Source organism: Pseudomonas sp. LA5, assembly GCF_028640825.1.
Taxonomy (GTDB): domain Bacteria; phylum Pseudomonadota; class Gammaproteobacteria; order Pseudomonadales; family Pseudomonadaceae; genus Chryseomonas; species Chryseomonas aestiva.
On record NZ_JAQYZY010000028.1, the window covers coordinates 54,701 to 69,825 of the forward strand.

13 protein-coding genes and 3 tRNA genes are annotated in these 15,125 nt (G+C 64.5%); 9 read left to right on the forward strand and 7 right to left on the reverse strand.

The genetic code is table 11. The features are described 5' to 3' along the window. Positions 1–176 precede the first annotated feature (176 nt). From gshA to PVZ72_RS08330, 3 genes are all read right to left on the reverse strand, one after another. Positions 177–1,754, reverse strand: coding sequence for a glutamate--cysteine ligase (gene gshA / locus PVZ72_RS08320; protein WP_263259105.1), 1,578 nt, complete (start codon positions 1,752–1,754; stop codon positions 177–179). Between the two features lie 210 nt (positions 1,755–1,964). Continuing rightward, entirely contained in the window at positions 1,965–2,348 is a 384-nt protein-coding gene (locus tag PVZ72_RS08325) for a PaaI family thioesterase (protein ID WP_052504088.1), read from the reverse strand. Positions 2,349–2,350: 2 nt separating this feature from the next. Next, positions 2,351–4,669, reverse strand: a complete 2,319-nt coding sequence (locus PVZ72_RS08330) for a Tex family protein (RefSeq protein ID WP_273861668.1) — start codon at positions 4,667–4,669, stop codon at positions 2,351–2,353. 175 nt (positions 4,670–4,844) lie between these two features. Between PVZ72_RS08330 and ompR the strand changes: the two genes are divergently transcribed. Further along, positions 4,845–5,579, forward strand: a complete 735-nt coding sequence (ompR, locus tag PVZ72_RS08335; RefSeq protein WP_027598251.1) for an osmolarity response regulator transcription factor OmpR — start codon at positions 4,845–4,847, stop codon at positions 5,577–5,579. A gap of 40 nt (positions 5,580–5,619) precedes the next feature. Here ompR and uppP read toward each other — a convergent pair whose 3' ends face one another. Further along, positions 5,620–6,492 carry an undecaprenyl-diphosphatase UppP gene (uppP, locus tag PVZ72_RS08340; RefSeq protein WP_133860546.1) on the reverse strand — a complete coding sequence of 291 codons (873 nt, stop codon included), beginning with the start codon at positions 6,490–6,492 and terminating at the stop codon, positions 5,620–5,622. Positions 6,493–6,629: 137 nt separating this feature from the next. Here uppP and PVZ72_RS08345 point away from each other — a divergent pair, with 137 nt between their 5' ends. Continuing rightward, a complete protein-coding gene (locus PVZ72_RS08345) occupies positions 6,630–7,949 on the forward strand; it encodes an ATP-binding protein (RefSeq protein WP_133860547.1) in 1,320 nt (439 codons plus the stop codon). Positions 7,950–8,018: 69 nt separating this feature from the next. On the opposite strand, the gene rimK is transcribed toward PVZ72_RS08345, so the two are convergent. The 3 genes from rimK to rimA are packed head-to-tail and all read right to left on the reverse strand — an operon-like array spanning position 8,019 to position 10,189. Continuing rightward, complete coding sequence (gene rimK / locus PVZ72_RS08350) at positions 8,019–8,924, reverse strand: 30S ribosomal protein S6--L-glutamate ligase (protein WP_027598254.1); 906 nt, start codon at positions 8,922–8,924, stop codon at positions 8,019–8,021. Further along, the gene (gene rimB, locus PVZ72_RS08355; protein WP_027598255.1) at positions 8,921–9,397 is read right to left on the reverse strand and encodes a retropepsin-like aspartic endopeptidase RimB; all 477 of its coding nucleotides are present in this window, start codon (positions 9,395–9,397) and stop codon (positions 8,921–8,923) included. Before rimB ends, rimK begins: the two co-directional genes overlap by 4 nt. Before the next feature lie 15 nt (positions 9,398–9,412). Then, on the reverse strand, positions 9,413–10,189 hold the full coding sequence (gene rimA, locus PVZ72_RS08360) for a S6 modification regulatory phosphodiesterase RimA (RefSeq protein WP_133860548.1): 777 nt from the start codon (positions 10,187–10,189) through the stop codon (positions 9,413–9,415). 88 nt (positions 10,190–10,277) lie between these two features. On the opposite strand from rimA, the gene PVZ72_RS08365 reads away from it, so the two are divergent. From PVZ72_RS08365 to tuf, 7 genes are all read left to right on the forward strand, one after another. Next, positions 10,278–10,691, forward strand: coding sequence for an RNA-binding S4 domain-containing protein (locus PVZ72_RS08365; protein WP_443218242.1), 414 nt, complete (start codon positions 10,278–10,280; stop codon positions 10,689–10,691). 107 nt (positions 10,692–10,798) lie between these two features. Continuing rightward, complete coding sequence (gene hslO, locus PVZ72_RS08370; RefSeq protein ID WP_273861669.1) at positions 10,799–11,692, forward strand: Hsp33 family molecular chaperone HslO; 894 nt, start codon at positions 10,799–10,801, stop codon at positions 11,690–11,692. Positions 11,693–11,796: 104 nt separating this feature from the next. Beyond that, positions 11,797–13,338, forward strand: coding sequence for a phosphoenolpyruvate carboxykinase (locus PVZ72_RS08375; protein WP_133860551.1), 1,542 nt, complete (start codon positions 11,797–11,799; stop codon positions 13,336–13,338). A gap of 220 nt (positions 13,339–13,558) precedes the next feature. Next, positions 13,559–13,643 (forward strand) — tRNA-Tyr (locus tag PVZ72_RS08380). Positions 13,644–13,666: 23 nt separating this feature from the next. Beyond that, positions 13,667–13,740: transfer RNA gene (locus PVZ72_RS08385), tRNA-Gly, on the forward strand. Positions 13,741–13,760: 20 nt separating this feature from the next. After that, positions 13,761–13,836 (forward strand) — tRNA-Thr (locus PVZ72_RS08390). Between the two features lie 84 nt (positions 13,837–13,920). Continuing rightward, a complete protein-coding gene (tuf, locus tag PVZ72_RS08395) occupies positions 13,921–15,114 on the forward strand; it encodes an elongation factor Tu (protein WP_133860552.1) in 1,194 nt (397 codons plus the stop codon). The last annotated feature ends 11 nt before the right edge of the window (positions 15,115–15,125 follow it).

Here is a 15,125-nt window from a genome sequence, read left to right on the forward strand (position 1 = left end):
TGGAAGGCCCGTGTAGGCGACCCCGGAACGGCGCGGCCGCGACTGGCAAAAGTGAGTCGCCCGGGTGGGCGAAACAAGAAACACCAGCAGAGCTCAATGAACAGCTAGGACACCAACAAGCTCTTTGGCACCACAACGTTGGGCTTCGACGATGGAGCCGTCTCAACCCAACCTACCTACACCCCGATCGTCGCCAGGATACTCGCCTGATACGCCGCCACGAAGGTGTCGAAATCCCCCTGGGGCGCCGCCTCGATCTCCGCCTGTTCTTCCAGCGACTGGCGCGCCATCTGTGCATAGCCCTCGCGCTCGCCTTCGTTCAGCGGATGGCTGGCGAAATAGGCCGCATGGGCCTCGCTCTGGCGCAGGCCGAATTCGGCAAAGCTCTCGCCGCGTTCGCGCAACTCCTGCAGCACCCGCGCCGAAGGCGTGAGGCGGACGTCGGCGACCTTCTGCCGCTGTACCGCCACGGCCCGGCGATGGGCATCGCCGCCCAGGCTGGCGTCCAGGGTCTCGGCGCAGCGTTCGATCTGGTCGAGCATCTCCGCCGCCCAGTCGATCATGGTCACCGAGGCGCCATGGCGCTGCAGACGCAGACCGGGCTTGCGGCCTTCACGCACCACGCTGGCGAAGTTGTCGGTGCATTCGCGACACTCGCCGTTGAGTGGCGGGCTGCCTTCCAGGGCGCAATAGAGCAGGAAGGCGTCGAGGAACAGCGCGGTGGTGGTATCGATGCCCAGCGGCAGGAAGGGATCGATGTCCAGGCAGCGCACCTCGATGTACTGCACGCCACGGGCCATCAGCGCCTGCACCGGCCGCTCGCCGCTGCGGGTGACGCGCTTCGGGCGGATGGTGGCGTAATACTCGTTCTCGATCTGCAGGATGTTGGTGTTGAGCTGCACCCACTCGCCGTTCTGGTGGGTACCGATCTCCGCGTAGGGCGGGTAGGGCGTGCCCACCGCGCGTCTCAGACTCTCGGTGTAGGTGGTCAGGTCGTTGTAGTCCGGCGTCAGGCTGGCCTGGGCGTTGCTCTGGTAGCCCAGGTCGCTCATGCGCAGGCTGGTGGCATGGGGCAGGTACAGGGTCCGCTCGTCGAGGGTCTGCAACAGATGCGGCCGGCCACGCAGGAAGCCCGCGTCCAGCGCTGGCGAGGCGCCGAACAGGTACATCAGCAGCCAGCTGTAGCGGCGGAAATTGCGGATCAGGGCGATGTAGCGAGCCGACTGGTAGTCGCGGGCATCGCGGGCGTCACCCTCCTGCTGGCGCAGCAGTTCCCAGGCCGCTTCCGGCAGCGAGAAGTTGTAGTGGATGCCGGCGATGCACTGCATGGTACGGCTGTAGCGCAGGGCCAGGCCGCGGCGATAGACGTGCTTGAGCCGGCCGATGTTGGAGCTGCCATAGTCGGCGATGGGGATCTCGTCCTCGGCCGGCAGCGCGCAGGGCATGGAACCGCTCCAGAGGCGCTCGCCATCGAGTTCGGCGACCGCGGCTCGGTGCACCCGATCCAGCGCGTCCAGCACCTCGGGTGTGCGGGTGCCGGTGGGGGTAATGAATTCCAGCAGCGCCTCGGAATAGTCCGTGGTGATCTGCGGGTGGGTCAGGGCCGAGCCCAGCGCCTGGGGATGGGGACGTCGGGACAGGTCGCCACGGGCGTCCACCCGCAGGGTCTCGCGCTCGATGCCGTGCAGGCATTCGGTCAGGAGGGAGGGATCAGCGCCGAGCAGGGCCAGGCGGCGGGACAGGATATCGCTCAAGTTGACTTCCTTTGGCGGTACTCGCCCCGGGCAGGGTAGAAGAAACCGACTGAAATGAGGGTTGCCGGCCAGGGCCGACGCGGGGGCAGCAGTCACTGCTGCGGTCCGGGTTCAAGCCTCAGACCGCAACCCGCTCAGTTGTCTCCCAGCGTAGCTCAGGCAGCGGCAAAGGGCGATATGCGCCGCTTCGCTGCCGCCCGCTCTGGCCGGTCACAGACAGGCGAAGGTCGCCTGGGCCAGGGCGATCAGCTTGTCGCCCTGATGCACCTGGGCCTCCAGCACATGGGTCTTGCGCCCCGGATGGATCACCCGGGCGCGGCAGACCAGTTCGCCGTCGCTGACGCCACGCACGTAGTTGACCTTGCACTCCAGGGTCACGCTGCCGGCCTGGCCGTCGAACAGACTGTGACTGGCCTGGCCCAGGGCCGTGTCGATCAGCGAGAAGATGGCACCGCCGTGGAGCTTGCCGTGCAGGTTGATGAGCCTGTCCTGCACGCTCATGCGCACCTCGGACTCGCCACCCTCCGCCTTGTGGATGGTCATGCCCAGCAGGGTGCTGAAGGCGCTGTCCTTGCCTGCGAGAGATCCGCTCATAGCTATTTCCTCAGTTGCTTGGCATTGGCGAACAGCGACGCCATGGCCTGGTTGGCCGGAGCCGGTTGATTCTGACGCGGTGCGCCCTTGTCGGCGCGGGGCTTGCCACCGTTGCCGCGGGCCTGGCCGCCGGGCTTGCCGTCGACCTTCTCGCCGGGGGTGTCGCCCATGCGCATGGACAGGCCCACGCGATTGCGCGGCACGTCCACCTCCATCACCTTGACCTTGACGATGTCGCCCGCCTTGACCACCTCATAGGGGTCCTTGACGAATTTCTCCGACAGCGCACTGATGTGCACCAGGCCGTCCTGGTGCACGCCGATGTCGACGAAGGCGCCAAAGTTGGTGACGTTGGTGATGACGCCCTCCAGCACCATGCCGGGCTTGAGGTCGGAGAGTTTCTCCACGCCGTCCTGGAACACCGCGGTCTTGAATTCCGGGCGCGGGTCGCGACCGGGCTTGTCCAGTTCCTGGAGGATATCGGTCACCGTCGGCAGGCCGAAGCTCTCGTCGGTGAATTTCTTCGGATCCAGGCGCTTGAGAAAGGCCGAGTCGCCGATCAGCGAGCGGATGTCACGGCCGGTGTCGGCCGCGATGCGCTGCACCAGCGGATAGGTCTCCGGGTGCACCGCCGAGGCATCCAGCGGATTGGCGCCGCTCATGACGCGCAGGAAGCCAGCGGCCTGCTCGAAGGTCTTCTCGCCCAGGCGCGGCACCTTCTTCAGCGCCTCGCGGGTGGCGAAGGCACCATTGGCGTCGCGGAACTGCACGATGTTCTGCGCCAGGGTCGCGTTGAGACCGGAGATCCGCGCCAGCAGGGCGGCGGAGGCGGTATTCACGTCCACACCCACGGCGTTCACGCAGTCTTCCACCACGGCATCCAGGCTGCGCGCCAGCTTGAGCTGGGAAACATCGTGCTGGTACTGGCCGACGCCGATGGACTTGGGCTCGATCTTCACCAGCTCGGCCAGCGGATCCTGCAGGCGGCGGGCAATGGACACGGCGCCACGCAGGGAGACGTCCAGGTCGGGGAATTCCCGGGCGGCGAGTTCCGATGCCGAGTACACCGAGGCACCGGCTTCGCTGACCATCACCTTGGTCAGGCCCAGGCCCGGGTACTTGCTGATCAGCTCGCCGGCCAGCTTGTCGCTCTCGCGGCTGGCGGTGCCGTTGCCGATGGCGATCAGGTCCACGCCATGCTTGGTGCAGAGCACGCCGAGGGTGGCCAGGGTCTGGTCCCACTGATTGCGCGGCGCATGGGGATAGACCGTGTCGGTGGCCAGCAGCTTGCCGGTGGCATCCACCACGGCGACCTTGCAGCCGGTGCGCAGACCCGGGTCCAGCGCCAGGGTGGTGCGCGGACCGGCCGGCGCGGCGAGCAGCAGATCGTGCAGGTTGCGGGCGAAGACCGCGATGGCCTCTTCCTCGGCCTTTTGGCGCAACTCGCCGAGCAGATCGGTTTCCAGGGAGGTATAGAGCTTGACCTTCCAGGTCCAGCGCACCACCTCGGCCAGCCATTTGTCCGCGGCGCGGCCCTGGTTCTTCAGGCCGAAGTGCGCGGCGATCAGTCCTTCGCAGGGATGGGCGATGCCCGGGCCTTCTTCGCCGAGCTTGAGCGCGGCGCTGAGGATGCCTTCGTTGCGGCCCCGGAAGATCGCCAGGGCGCGATGCGACGGCACCGCCTTGAAGGACTCGTCATGCTCGAAGTAGTCGCTGAACTTGGCGCCTTCGGTCTCCTTGCCCGGCACCAGGCGCGCGCTGAGGATGGCGTCCTGTTGCAGGACGCCGCGCAGTCGCGCCAGCAGGTTGGCGTCCTCGGCGAAGCGTTCCATGAGGATGTACTTGGCGCCTTCCAGGGCAGCCTTGCTGTCCGCCACGCCCTTGTCCGCATCGACATAGGCGGCCGCCTCGGTCTCCGGGGTCAGCGTCGGGTCCTGCAGCAGGGCGTCGGCCAGCGGGCCCAGGCCGGCTTCCAGAGCGATCTGGCCCTTGGTGCGGCGCTTCTGCTTGTAGGGCAGGTAGAGGTCTTCCAGGCGCGTCTTGGTGTCGGCCAGATTGATCTCGCGGGCCAGTTCGGGGGTAAGTTTGCCCTGCTCCTCGATGGAGGCCAGCACCGCGCCGCGGCGCTCTTCCAGCTCGCGCAGATAGCGCAGCCGCTCTTCGAGATGACGCAGCTGGGTGTCGTCCAGGCTGCCGGTGACTTCCTTGCGATAACGGGCGATGAAGGGCACGGTCGACCCTTCGTCGAGCAGGGCCACGGCGGCGGCGACCTGTTGCGGGCGGGCGCCGAGCTCTTCGGCGATGCGGCTATTGATATCCATCGGGCTACCTGGCTTGCACGAGAAAAAGCGGGCCGCAGTATACCCGAGCCCGCCGGAGCCCTGCCTCCCGTGCCGGCACCGCCGCCCCAGCGTGGGCAAAATCTGCTAACAATGGCCCAATGCCGCGGTCGGATGGCCTACGGCATAATCCAGTGCTAGATCACAAGGAGATATTATGAGCACCCCCGTTGCCCCGGAAGGTGAAAAAATCCTGGTCGTCGACGACGACGCCCGGCTGCGCCGCCTCTTGGAGCGTTTTCTGGCCGAGCAGGGTTATCGCGTACGCACGGTCGAAAGTGCCGAACAGATGGACCGCCTGCTGGCCCGCGAGGTCTTCAACCTGGTCGTGCTGGACCTGATGATGCCTGGCGAAGACGGCCTGTCCGCCTGCGGTCGACTGCGCGAGAGCGGCAACCGCATCCCCATCATCATGCTGACCGCCAAGGGCGACGAAGGCAGCCGCATCCAGGGTCTCGACCAGGGCGCCGACGATTACCTGGCCAAACCCTTCAACCCGCTGGAGCTGGTAGCCCGGATCAAGGCCGTGCTGCGCCGGCAGGCCCCGGTGGTACCCGGCGCTCCTGCCGGTACCGACGAGGTGGTGACCTTTGGCGACTACGCCCTGCACCTGGCCACCCGCGAACTCAAGCGCGGCGAAGAGACCCACATGCTCACCACCGGCGAATTCGCCGTGCTCAAGGCACTGGTCGACCACGCCCGCGAGCCGCTGACCCGCGACAAGCTGATGAATCTGGCCCGCGGTCGCGAATGGGATGCCCTGGAGCGCTCCATCGACGTGCAGATCTCGCGCCTGCGCCGGATGATCGAACCTGATCCGTCCAAGCCGCGCTATATCCAGACCGTCTGGGGCGTGGGCTACGTCTTCGTGCCGGACGGCGCCGGCAAGTAAGGCAGGTAGCCGGGGCATCGCGCCCCGGCTAGGGGGTGGCTCAGGCGAACAGGCCTTGATGCACGCCGACCAGCAGGAAGATCCCCAGCAACGCGCGATAGATGATGAAGGGCCAGGTCGAGAAGCGCTCTAGGAAGCGCATGAGCCCCCAGATCGCCGCAAAGGCCGACAGGCTCGCCACCAGCAATCCCACCAGCAGCAGCGACCAGGCCTCGGCCGGGATGTGCGCGTGCCAGAGCACCACCAGCTCCTTGAGTCCGGCCAGGGCGATGGCCGGCAGGCCGAGCAGGAAGGAGAAGCGCGCGGCTTCCTCGCGACGCAAATTGAGGAACATGGCGGCGGTCAGGGTCGAGCCCGAGCGGGACACGCCCGGAATCAGCGCGCCGACCTGGGCGATCCCCACGATCAGCGCATCGCGCAGGCGCATCTGCGAGATGTCTCTGTTGTGCCGACAGATGCGCTCCGCCAGGGCCAGCAGGGCGGCCATGGCCAGGCAGGCATAGCCGATGACGCTGAGGCCCCGCAGCGGCGAGCCGCAGGCATTGAGCAGGGGCGCCAGCAGCAGGCCGGCGATGCAGATGGGAATGGTCGCCAGCACGATCATCACCGCCAGCAGGAAGTCCGGGCTGTCGAAGTTGCGCTGGCGCACGGCGGCCAGGCTGCCGCGGGTCACGCCGCTGACATCGCGCCAGAAATAGCTGATCACCGCTGCCAGGGCCGCCATCTGCATGGCGGCGGAAAAGGCCGAGCCGGGATCGTGCCAGCCGAGCAGGGCAGGGACCACCCGCATGTGCGCCGTGGACGAAATGGGAAGCAGCTCGGTGATACCCTGCACCACGCCGAGAAAGGCGATCTGCGCGTAGCTGAGCGAAGCGAAGCCGATGTCCAGGCCGGTCTGGCAGATGTCGGACACGAGAGAACTCCAGGTCGAAGGGAAGAAATGGACGAGCAAATGTATCCGAATGTGTCTGTCTCGGGTGGCCTATCTGGACCCCGCAACCCCGGAGGTTGTGATGGCTTTCGCGCCGTTTTGCGCGGAAAGCCCGGGCAATGAAGGCGCCCGGCTGGTTTCCCCAGAGTTTCTTCGCCCGCTCGCTGTGGATGGTCCTGCTCGCGGTGCTGTTTTCCAAGGCGCTGACCCTGGTCTATCTGCTGCTCAATGAGGACGTTCTGGTCGATCGTCAGTACAGCCACGGCGCGGCCCTGACCCTCCGTGCCTACTGGGCCACCCCGGAAACCGAGCGGCCGCGCATCGCCCAGGCCGCCGGCCTGCGCTACGAATCACCCGAGACCGTGCCGGCCGGGGAATACCACTGGCCCTACAGCGAGATCTTCGAGCGCCAGATGAAGCAGGAACTGGGCGAGGAGACCGAGGTGCGGGTGCGGGTCCAGCATGGTCCGGCCATGTGGGTCCTGGCGCCCTCCCTGGGGCCGGACTGGATCAAGATCCCGCTCATGGCCCATCCCTTGCGCGGGCAGCACATCTGGAGCGTGCTGGGCTGGTTTTTCGCCATCGGCCTGCTGTCCACCGGCGCCGCCTGGGTCTTCGTCCGGCAACTCAACCAACCGTTGCGCCGCCTGGTGAACGCGGCGCGCGAGCTGGGCAAGGGCCGCAGCGTGCGCTTGCCGGAAACCGATGCACCCAGCGAGATCCAGGACGTCTACCACGCCTTCAACCAGATGGCCGAGGACGTCGAGCAGGCCGGCCGCGAGCGCGAGCTGATGCTGGCCGGGGTCTCCCATGACCTGCGCACGCCCCTGACCCGGTTGCGCCTGGCGGTGGAGCTGATGCCACCGGCCGAGCGCGAAGAGGCCGAGGACATGATCCGCGACATCGAGGACATGAACGCCATCCTCGACCAGTTCCTCGCCTTCGTCCGCGACGGCCGCGACGAGCCGCAGGAGCTCACCAATATCAACGAGCTGGCCCGCCAGGTGGTGGCGCCCTACAACCAAGAGGAGGAGCGGGTACGGCTGATGCTGGACGTGCTGCCACCCTTGCCGGTGCGGCGCATCTCCTTCAAGCGGCTGCTGACCAACCTGGTGGAAAACGCCCTGCGCCACGGCGGCGGTGGCGGTATCGAGGTGGTCGGGCAGGTGGCGGGCTCCGCCACGGCGCCCTATGTCGCCCTGAGCGTGATGGATCGCGGTCCCGGCATAGATCCCAAGGACCTGCAGGATATCTTCAATCCCTTCACCCGCGGCAATCGTGCCCGTACCGTCAGCGGTTCCGGGCTGGGCCTGGCGATCGTCAAGCGCATCGCCGCGCAGCACGGCGGCAGTGCCGAACTGCGCAATCGCGAAGGTGGCGGGGTGGAAGCCCGGGTACTGTTGCCCCTGGGCCTGCTGCTCCCGCGCAGCGCCAGCTGACAAGGGACGTTATCACTGCGTAGGTTGGGCTGAGCGCTAGCCAAGCCCAACACCCGTGCCCAGACTCCTTCAACCCTTGCCCTTGGTCCGCGTCAGCCCCGGCTCGGCGTTCTTTTCCAGGTACTCGATGATGATCCCGGCCACGTCCTTGCCGGTGGTCTGCTCGATGCCTTCCAGGCCGGGCGAGGAGTTGACCTCCATCACCAGCGGGCCGTGGTTGGATCTGAGGATATCCACCCCGGCCACGCTCAGACCCATGGCCCGGGCCGCGCGCAGGGCGGTCATGCGTTCCTCGGGGGTGATCTTGATCAGGCTGGCGGTGCCGCCGCGATGTAGATTCGAACGAAATTCCCCCGGCGCCGCCTGGCGCTTCATCGCGGCGATCACCTTGTCGCCAACCACGAAGCAGCGGATGTCCGCGCCACCCGCCTCGCGGATGTATTCCTGCACCATGATGTTCTGCTTGAGCCCCATGAAGGCCTCGATCACCGATTCGGCCGCCTTCTCGGTCTCGCACAGCACCACCCCGATACCCTGGGTGCCTTCCAGCACCTTGATCACCAGAGGGGCGCCGTTGACCATCTGGATCAGGTCCGGCACGTCGTCCGGCGAGTGGGCGAAACCGGTCACCGGCAGGCCGATGCCCTTGCGCGAGAGCAGCTGCAGGGAACGCAGCTTGTCGCGCGAACGGCTGATGGCCACGCTCTCGTTGAGCGGAAAGACACCCTGCATCTCGAATTGGCGCAGCACCGCGCAGCCATAGAAGGTCACCGAGGCACCGATGCGCGGGATGACCGCATCGAAGCCTTCCAGTGGCTTGCCGCGGTAATGGATCTGCGGCTTGTGGCTGGCGATGTTCATGTACGCGCGCAGGGTGTCGACCACGACCACCTCATGGCCGCGGCTGACACCGGCTTCGACCAGGCGCCGGGTGGAATACAGATTGGGATTACGCGAGAGGACGGCGATTTTCATGGGGCACCGGAAGCCGGAGTAAGGGACAACTGGGGTTTGTCTTGCGCATAGGAGACGGCCGGATTCACCAGCAGGCCACCATCGATCAACGCCTTGGACCCGAGCAGCATGCGATAGCGCATGCTCTTGCGGCAGGCCAGGGTGAATTCCACCGGCCACTGGCACTCGCCCAGGGCCAGCAGGGTACGGATGACATAACGCGTCTGAGCGATGCCATTGGAACTGCGAATGGTCTTCTTCGCCACCAGGGGGGCTTCGCAATGGCGATGACGGGACTGAACCAGCGTCCCCAGGTGCACGGTGAATCTCACCCAGCGTTCCTTGCCGCGCATGAACGGCTGGACTTCCGTTGCATGCAGCGCCGAGGTACTGGCGCCGGTATCGATCTTGGCTCTCAGGCCCACCACGCCCAGATCGGGCAGGGCTACCCATTCACTCAGGCCGATAATGACCGGTTCGGCGGAATTGCTCATCGCTGCTCCTTGAAATCAGTGGCCTCCGCCTAAATGTTGCGGATCAATGAGCTGTTTGAAGGCTGGTTTGGCGAACAGATACCCCTGCATCAGCTCGATGCCGAGGTCACGCAGGCAATCGCGTTCGGCCACGGTCTCCACCCCTTCGGCGATCACCTGGGTACCCAGTTCGCGGCACATGACGATCAGGTTGCGCACGATGGTCCGCCGCACCTGATCCCGGTCGATGTGGCGGATGAGCGCCATGTCGAGCTTGACCAGGTCCGGCTGGAATTCGGCCAGCAGCGTCAGGCCGGAATGACCGGCGCCGAAGTCGTCGATGGCAGTCTTGAAGCCGAATTGCTGATACTCGCGCAGGATGTGCGTCAGATGGTCACTTGCGACGTGTTCGGTTTCCACTGTCTCGAAGATCAGCCGTTCCAGCGGAAAGCCATGCTCGCGCGCGGCAGCCAGCGTACTGCGAATGCACAGTTCCGGGCGGTAGACGGCGTTGGGCAGGAAGTTGATCGACAGACTCTCCTGCATGCCCAGGGCGGCTGCGGTGGCGATGGCCTTGGTGCGGCAAAGCTGGTCGAAGCGATAGCGGTTGCTGTCGGTCACCTGATTGAGCACCGACAGCGCGCCTTCGCCGCCTGGTCCGCGCACCAGTGCTTCCCGGGCGAAGACCGCGCCTTGGCCCAGATCCACGATTGGCTGATAGGCGAAGTCGAAGTCGAAGCCCAGGGGTTCCGACTGCTGGCATCCCGTGCAGCGGGTCTGGCCAGTCAGATCGGAAGGAAAGAATGTGGTCATGGCTCTCCAGAGGCGCGCTTGCAGCGTCGGTCCGATGGTTTAGAGTTCTTGAGAAGAGTCTAAGACCCAACAGGGGGCTTTTTATTCGATGTATGCAGTAGATCACACTGAAGAACGGATGCGCCTCGATAAATGGCTATGGGCCGCGCGTTTTTTCAAGACCCGCGCGCTGGCCAAGGCGGCCCTGGAAGGCGGCAAGATCCAGTGCCGTGGCGAGCGCTGCAAGCCGAGCAAGGAGCCGCGCATCGGTGACGTTCTCACCATCCGTCAGGGCTATGACGAAAAGACGGTGGTGATCGTCGCCCTGTCGCAGAACCGCCGGGGTGCGCCCGAGGCTCAGCAGCTCTATACCGAGACGCCGGAAAGCCTCAAGGCGCGCGAACAGGCCGCGGCCGCCCGCAAGGCCGGCAATCTCGGCGTGCAGACCGATGGCCGTCCCACCAAGAAGCAGCGGCGCCAGATCCACCAGTTCCGCGAGTACGTCCATCCGTTCGACGACTGAGTTCGTCGCGGCTCGCCGGAGCCTCTCAATGGCCAGGTCCGCTCGCCGGTTCTGGCGTGCGCCGTGAACGCCACGCTTCGCGGCCTCCTTCCTTATATAGGTAGTTCATGACTTCCCACGATTTCACCCAACGTTTCCTGTTTGACGAAACCGATGTCCGCGGCGAACTGGCCACCCTGGATCGCAGCTATGTCGAGGTCCTCGCCAAGCATGCCTATCCGGAGCCCGTGGCCCAGCTACTGGGGGAGCTGCTCGCGGCGGCCGCGCTGCTGTGTGGAACTCTCAAGTTCGAAGGGCTGCTGGTGCTGCAGGCGCGCTCCAGCGGTCCCATCCCGCTGCTCATGGTCGAGTGCTCCAGTGAGCGCGAGGTGCGCGGCATCGCACGCTACGAAGAGGCCGAGATCACCGCATCCGCCTCCTTGAGCGAGCTCATGCCCGATGGCGTTCTGGCCCTTACCATCGACCCGCGCCATGGTCAGCGCTACCAGGGTATCGTCCCGCTGGAGGGCGCGAATCTGGCTGAGTGCCTGTCCGGCTATTTCGCCACCTCCGAGCAGCTGCCCACCCGTTTCTGGCTGAACGCCGATGGCCGCCGCGCCCGCGGCCTGCTGCTCCAGCAATTGCCGCCGTCGCGGATCAAGGATGCCCAGGCCCGCCAGGATAGCTGGGAGCATGTGGTCACCCTGGCCGACACCCTCACGGCCGAAGAGCTGCTGGGTCTCGACAACGAAGTGATCCTGCACCGCCTGTTCCACGAGGAAAAGGTACGCCTGTTCAACGAGCAGCCGGTGGCCTTCAGCTGCAGCTGTTCCCGTGACCGCGCGGCCAATGCCCTGATCAGCATGGGTCAGCCGGACGTCGAGAGCCTGCTCGACGAACAGGACGGACAAATTCGGGTGGATTGTCAGTTTTGCAATGAACAGCAAGTATTCGACGCTGCCGATATCGCGCAGATTTTTGCGGGCGGCGGCACGCAAACCCCGGGAAATACCCGGCACTAGCCGTTGCAAAAGCCCGAAGGCTTTCTGGCATAATCCCGCAACGTGTAGTTCTGCCGTGTAAGAGCTACAAGCATGAGGAACGGCCCAGGGCCATGGGGAACGAAATGACGAAAGCCAACGTGTATACCGATATCAGCGTCGCGCAGTTAGTGGAAGAGTCCCTGCGACGTGGCGAAGGAGAGCTGGCCGCCAATGGCTCGCTGGTCGTCAAGACGGGGCATCGCACGGGGCGTTCGCCGGTAGATCGCTTTATCGTCGAGGAAGCCTCCACGCGCGATGCCATCCACTGGGGGCCGATCAACCGTGCCTTCCCGGAGGAGAAGTTCGCACCGCTGTGGGAGCGCGTGAGCGCCTACCTGGACGAGCGTGATCAATTCGTCTCCCATGTTCATGTAGGCGCTGATGTAGAGCACTACCTGCCCGTCGTCATGCGTACCGAGACTGCCTGGCACAACCTGTTCGGCCGCTGCCTGTTCATCAATCCGGCCGAATACAATCCCCAGTCCAAGCCGGCCTGGGAGATCATCAACGCGCCCGAGTTCGTCTGTGAGCCCGCGCGTGACGGCACCAATTCCGACGGTACCGTCATCATCAACTTCGCGGCGCGCAAGGTGCTGATCGCCGGTATGCGCTACGCCGGCGAGATGAAGAAGGCCATGTTCTCGGTGCAGAACTTCCTGCTGCCGGAAAAGGACGTGCTGCCGATGCACTGCGCGGCCAACGTAGGCGAGGAGGGTGACGTCACCCTGTTCTTCGGTCTGTCCGGTACCGGCAAGACCACCCTGTCCGCCGACCAGAGCCGCTACCTTATCGGTGACGACGAGCACGGCTGGGGCGTGGGCACCGTCTTCAACATGGAAGGTGGTTGCTACGCCAAGTGCATCGACCTGTCCGAGAAGAACGAGCCGGTCATCTGGAAGGCCATCCAGTTCGGCGCCGTTCTGGAAAACGTGGTTCTGGATCCCCAGACCCGTCACCCTGACTATGCCAACGACAGCCTGACCCAGAACAGCCGGGCGGCCTATCCGCGCGAACTGATCGACAAGCGCGCCGAGCACAACCTGGGTGGCGAGCCCAACGCGGTCATCTTCCTGACCTGCGACCTCACCGGTGTCCTGCCCCCGGTATCCATCCTTAATAATGAGCAGGCGGCCTACCACTTCCTGTCCGGCTACACCGCCCTGGTCGGCTCGACCGAGATGGGTTCCGGTCCCGGCATCAAGTCGACCTTCTCCACCTGCTTCGGCGCACCCTTCTTCCCGCGTCCGGCGGCTGAATACGCCGATCTGCTGATCAAGCGCATCCAGGGCTTCGGCTCCAAGGTGTACCTGGTCAACACCGGTTGGACCGGTGGCGGTTACGGCGTCGGCAAGCGCTTCAACATCCCGACTACCCGTGCGGTCATCGCAGCTATTCAGAGTGGTGCCCTCATCGGTACCGAGACCCGCCACGTCCCGGTCATCAATCTCGACGTCCCGGTTGCCGTTCCCGGCGTGGACAGCGTCCTGCTCAATCCTCGCGACACCTGGCAGGATGGTGCTGCCTATGACGCGGCGGCGCGCGAGCTGGCTGGCAAGTTCGTCGAGAACTTCAAGAAGTTCTCCGGCGTATCCGAAGGCATCCTGGCCGCCGGTCCCCAGCTGTAAGCAGGGCTGGTTGTCTGCAAACAAAGGCCGCCGCTAGGGCGGCCTTTGTTTTTTAAGCTTTTTTTACGTCTTGGGGTTGCATGGGTCGCTGCGATTGCATAAACTGCGCCCGCTTTCGCTGATAACGCTAGCGAGCGAGGCGAAAGCATTGATTGTTAAGGAGATTTTAAAAAGATCCTTGACAAGAGGAGGGCAGATGAAGAAAATGCCGCCTCACTTTGGAGGGGTTCCCGAGTGGCCAAAGGGATCAGACTGTAAATCTGACGTCGCAGACTTCGAAGGTTCGAATCCTTCCCCCTCCACCAGATTGTTAGAGCGCTTAGGCTCTGCGGGTATAGTTCAGTGGTAGAACCTCAGCCTTCCAAGCTGATGATGCGGGTTCGATTCCCGCTACCCGCTCCAGTTTGACTGGCAAATGTTTCGCTCATGTAGCTCAGTTGGTAGAGCACACCCTTGGTAAGGGTGAGGTCAGCGGTTCGAATCCGCTCATGAGCTCCATCTTAAAAAGGCAGATATGCAAATATCTGCCTTTGTTTTAATGGCGGCATTGCTTTGCTCAATTCGTGAAGGGAGAGAGTGTCGATGGCTAAAGAAAAGTTTGAACGTAACAAGCCGCACCTGAATGTGGGCACCATCGGTCACGTCGACCATGGCAAGACCACTCTGACCGCTGCGCTGACCAAAGTCTGTGCCGACACCTGGGGCGGTTCCGCTCGTGGTTTCGACCAGATCGACAACGCGCCGGAAGAAAAGGCTCGTGGTATCACCATCAACACCTCCCACGTTGAGTACGACTCGGCGATCCGTCACTACGCGCACGTCGACTGCCCCGGCCACGCCGACTACGTGAAGAACATGATCACCGGTGCTGCCCAGATGGACGGCGCGATCCTGGTTTGCTCGGCTGCTGACGGCCCCATGCCGCAGACCCGCGAGCACATCCTGCTGTCCCGTCAGGTAGGCGTTCCCTACATCGTCGTGTTCCTGAACAAGGCCGACATGGTTGACGACGCCGAGCTGCTGGAACTGGTCGAGATGGAAGTTCGCGATCTGCTGAACACCTACGACTTCCCGGGCGACGACACCCCGATCGTGATCGGCTCCGCGCTGATGGCGCTGAACGGCAACGACGACAACGAAATGGGTACCTCTGCCGTGCGCAAGCTGGTCGAGACCCTGGACTCGTACATCCCCGAGCCCGAGCGTGCCATCGACAAGCCGTTCCTGATGCCGATCGAGGACGTGTTCTCGATCTCCGGTCGCGGCACCGTGGTCACCGGTCGTGTCGAGCGTGGCATCGTCCGCATCCAGGAAGAAGTCGAGATCGTGGGCATCAAGGCCACCGTCAAGACCACCTGCACCGGCGTTGAAATGTTCCGCAAGCTGCTGGACGAAGGCCGTGCTGGCGAGAACGTCGGCGTGCTGCTGCGTGGCACCAAGCGTGAAGACGTGGAGCGTGGCCAGGTTCTGGCCAAGCCGAACACCATCAAGCCGCACACCAAGTTCGAGTGCGAAGTGTACGTGCTGTCCAAGGAAGAAGGCGGTCGTCACACCCCGTTCTTCAAGGGCTACCGTCCGCAGTTCTACTTCCGCACCACCGACGTGACCGGTAACTGCGAGCTGCCGGAAGGCGTCGAGATGGTGATGCCGGGCGACAACATCAAGATGGTTGTCACCCTGATCGCTCCGATCGCGATGGAAGACGGTCTGCGTTTCGCCATCCGTGAAGGCGGTCGTACCGTCGGCGCCGGCGTGGTTGCCAAGATCATCGAGTAATCGATTGATCT

Bases quoted from the DNA above. Each gene is read 5' to 3' on its own strand.
- PVZ72_RS08325 (WP_052504088.1), bottom strand. From the start codon at position 2,348: ATGAGCGGATCTCTCGCAGGCAAGGACAGCGCCTTCAGCACCCTGCTG.
- PVZ72_RS08330 (WP_273861668.1), bottom strand. From the start codon at position 4,669: ATGGATATCAATAGCCGCATCGCCGAAGAGCTCGGCGCCCGCCCGCAA.
- ompR (WP_027598251.1), top strand. From the start codon at position 4,845: ATGAGCACCCCCGTTGCCCCGGAAGGTGAAAAAATCCTGGTCGTCGAC.
- PVZ72_RS08345 (WP_133860547.1), top strand. From the start codon at position 6,630: ATGAAGGCGCCCGGCTGGTTTCCCCAGAGTTTCTTCGCCCGCTCGCTG.
- rimK (WP_027598254.1), bottom strand. From the start codon at position 8,924: ATGAAAATCGCCGTCCTCTCGCGTAATCCCAATCTGTATTCCACCCGG.
- rimB (WP_027598255.1), bottom strand. From the start codon at position 9,397: ATGAGCAATTCCGCCGAACCGGTCATTATCGGCCTGAGTGAATGGGTA.
- rimA (WP_133860548.1), bottom strand. From the start codon at position 10,189: ATGACCACATTCTTTCCTTCCGATCTGACTGGCCAGACCCGCTGCACG.
- PVZ72_RS08365 (WP_443218242.1), top strand. From the start codon at position 10,278: ATGTATGCAGTAGATCACACTGAAGAACGGATGCGCCTCGATAAATGG.
- hslO (WP_273861669.1), top strand. From the start codon at position 10,799: ATGACTTCCCACGATTTCACCCAACGTTTCCTGTTTGACGAAACCGAT.
- PVZ72_RS08375 (WP_133860551.1), top strand. From the start codon at position 11,797: ATGACGAAAGCCAACGTGTATACCGATATCAGCGTCGCGCAGTTAGTG.
- tuf (WP_133860552.1), top strand. From the start codon at position 13,921: ATGGCTAAAGAAAAGTTTGAACGTAACAAGCCGCACCTGAATGTGGGC.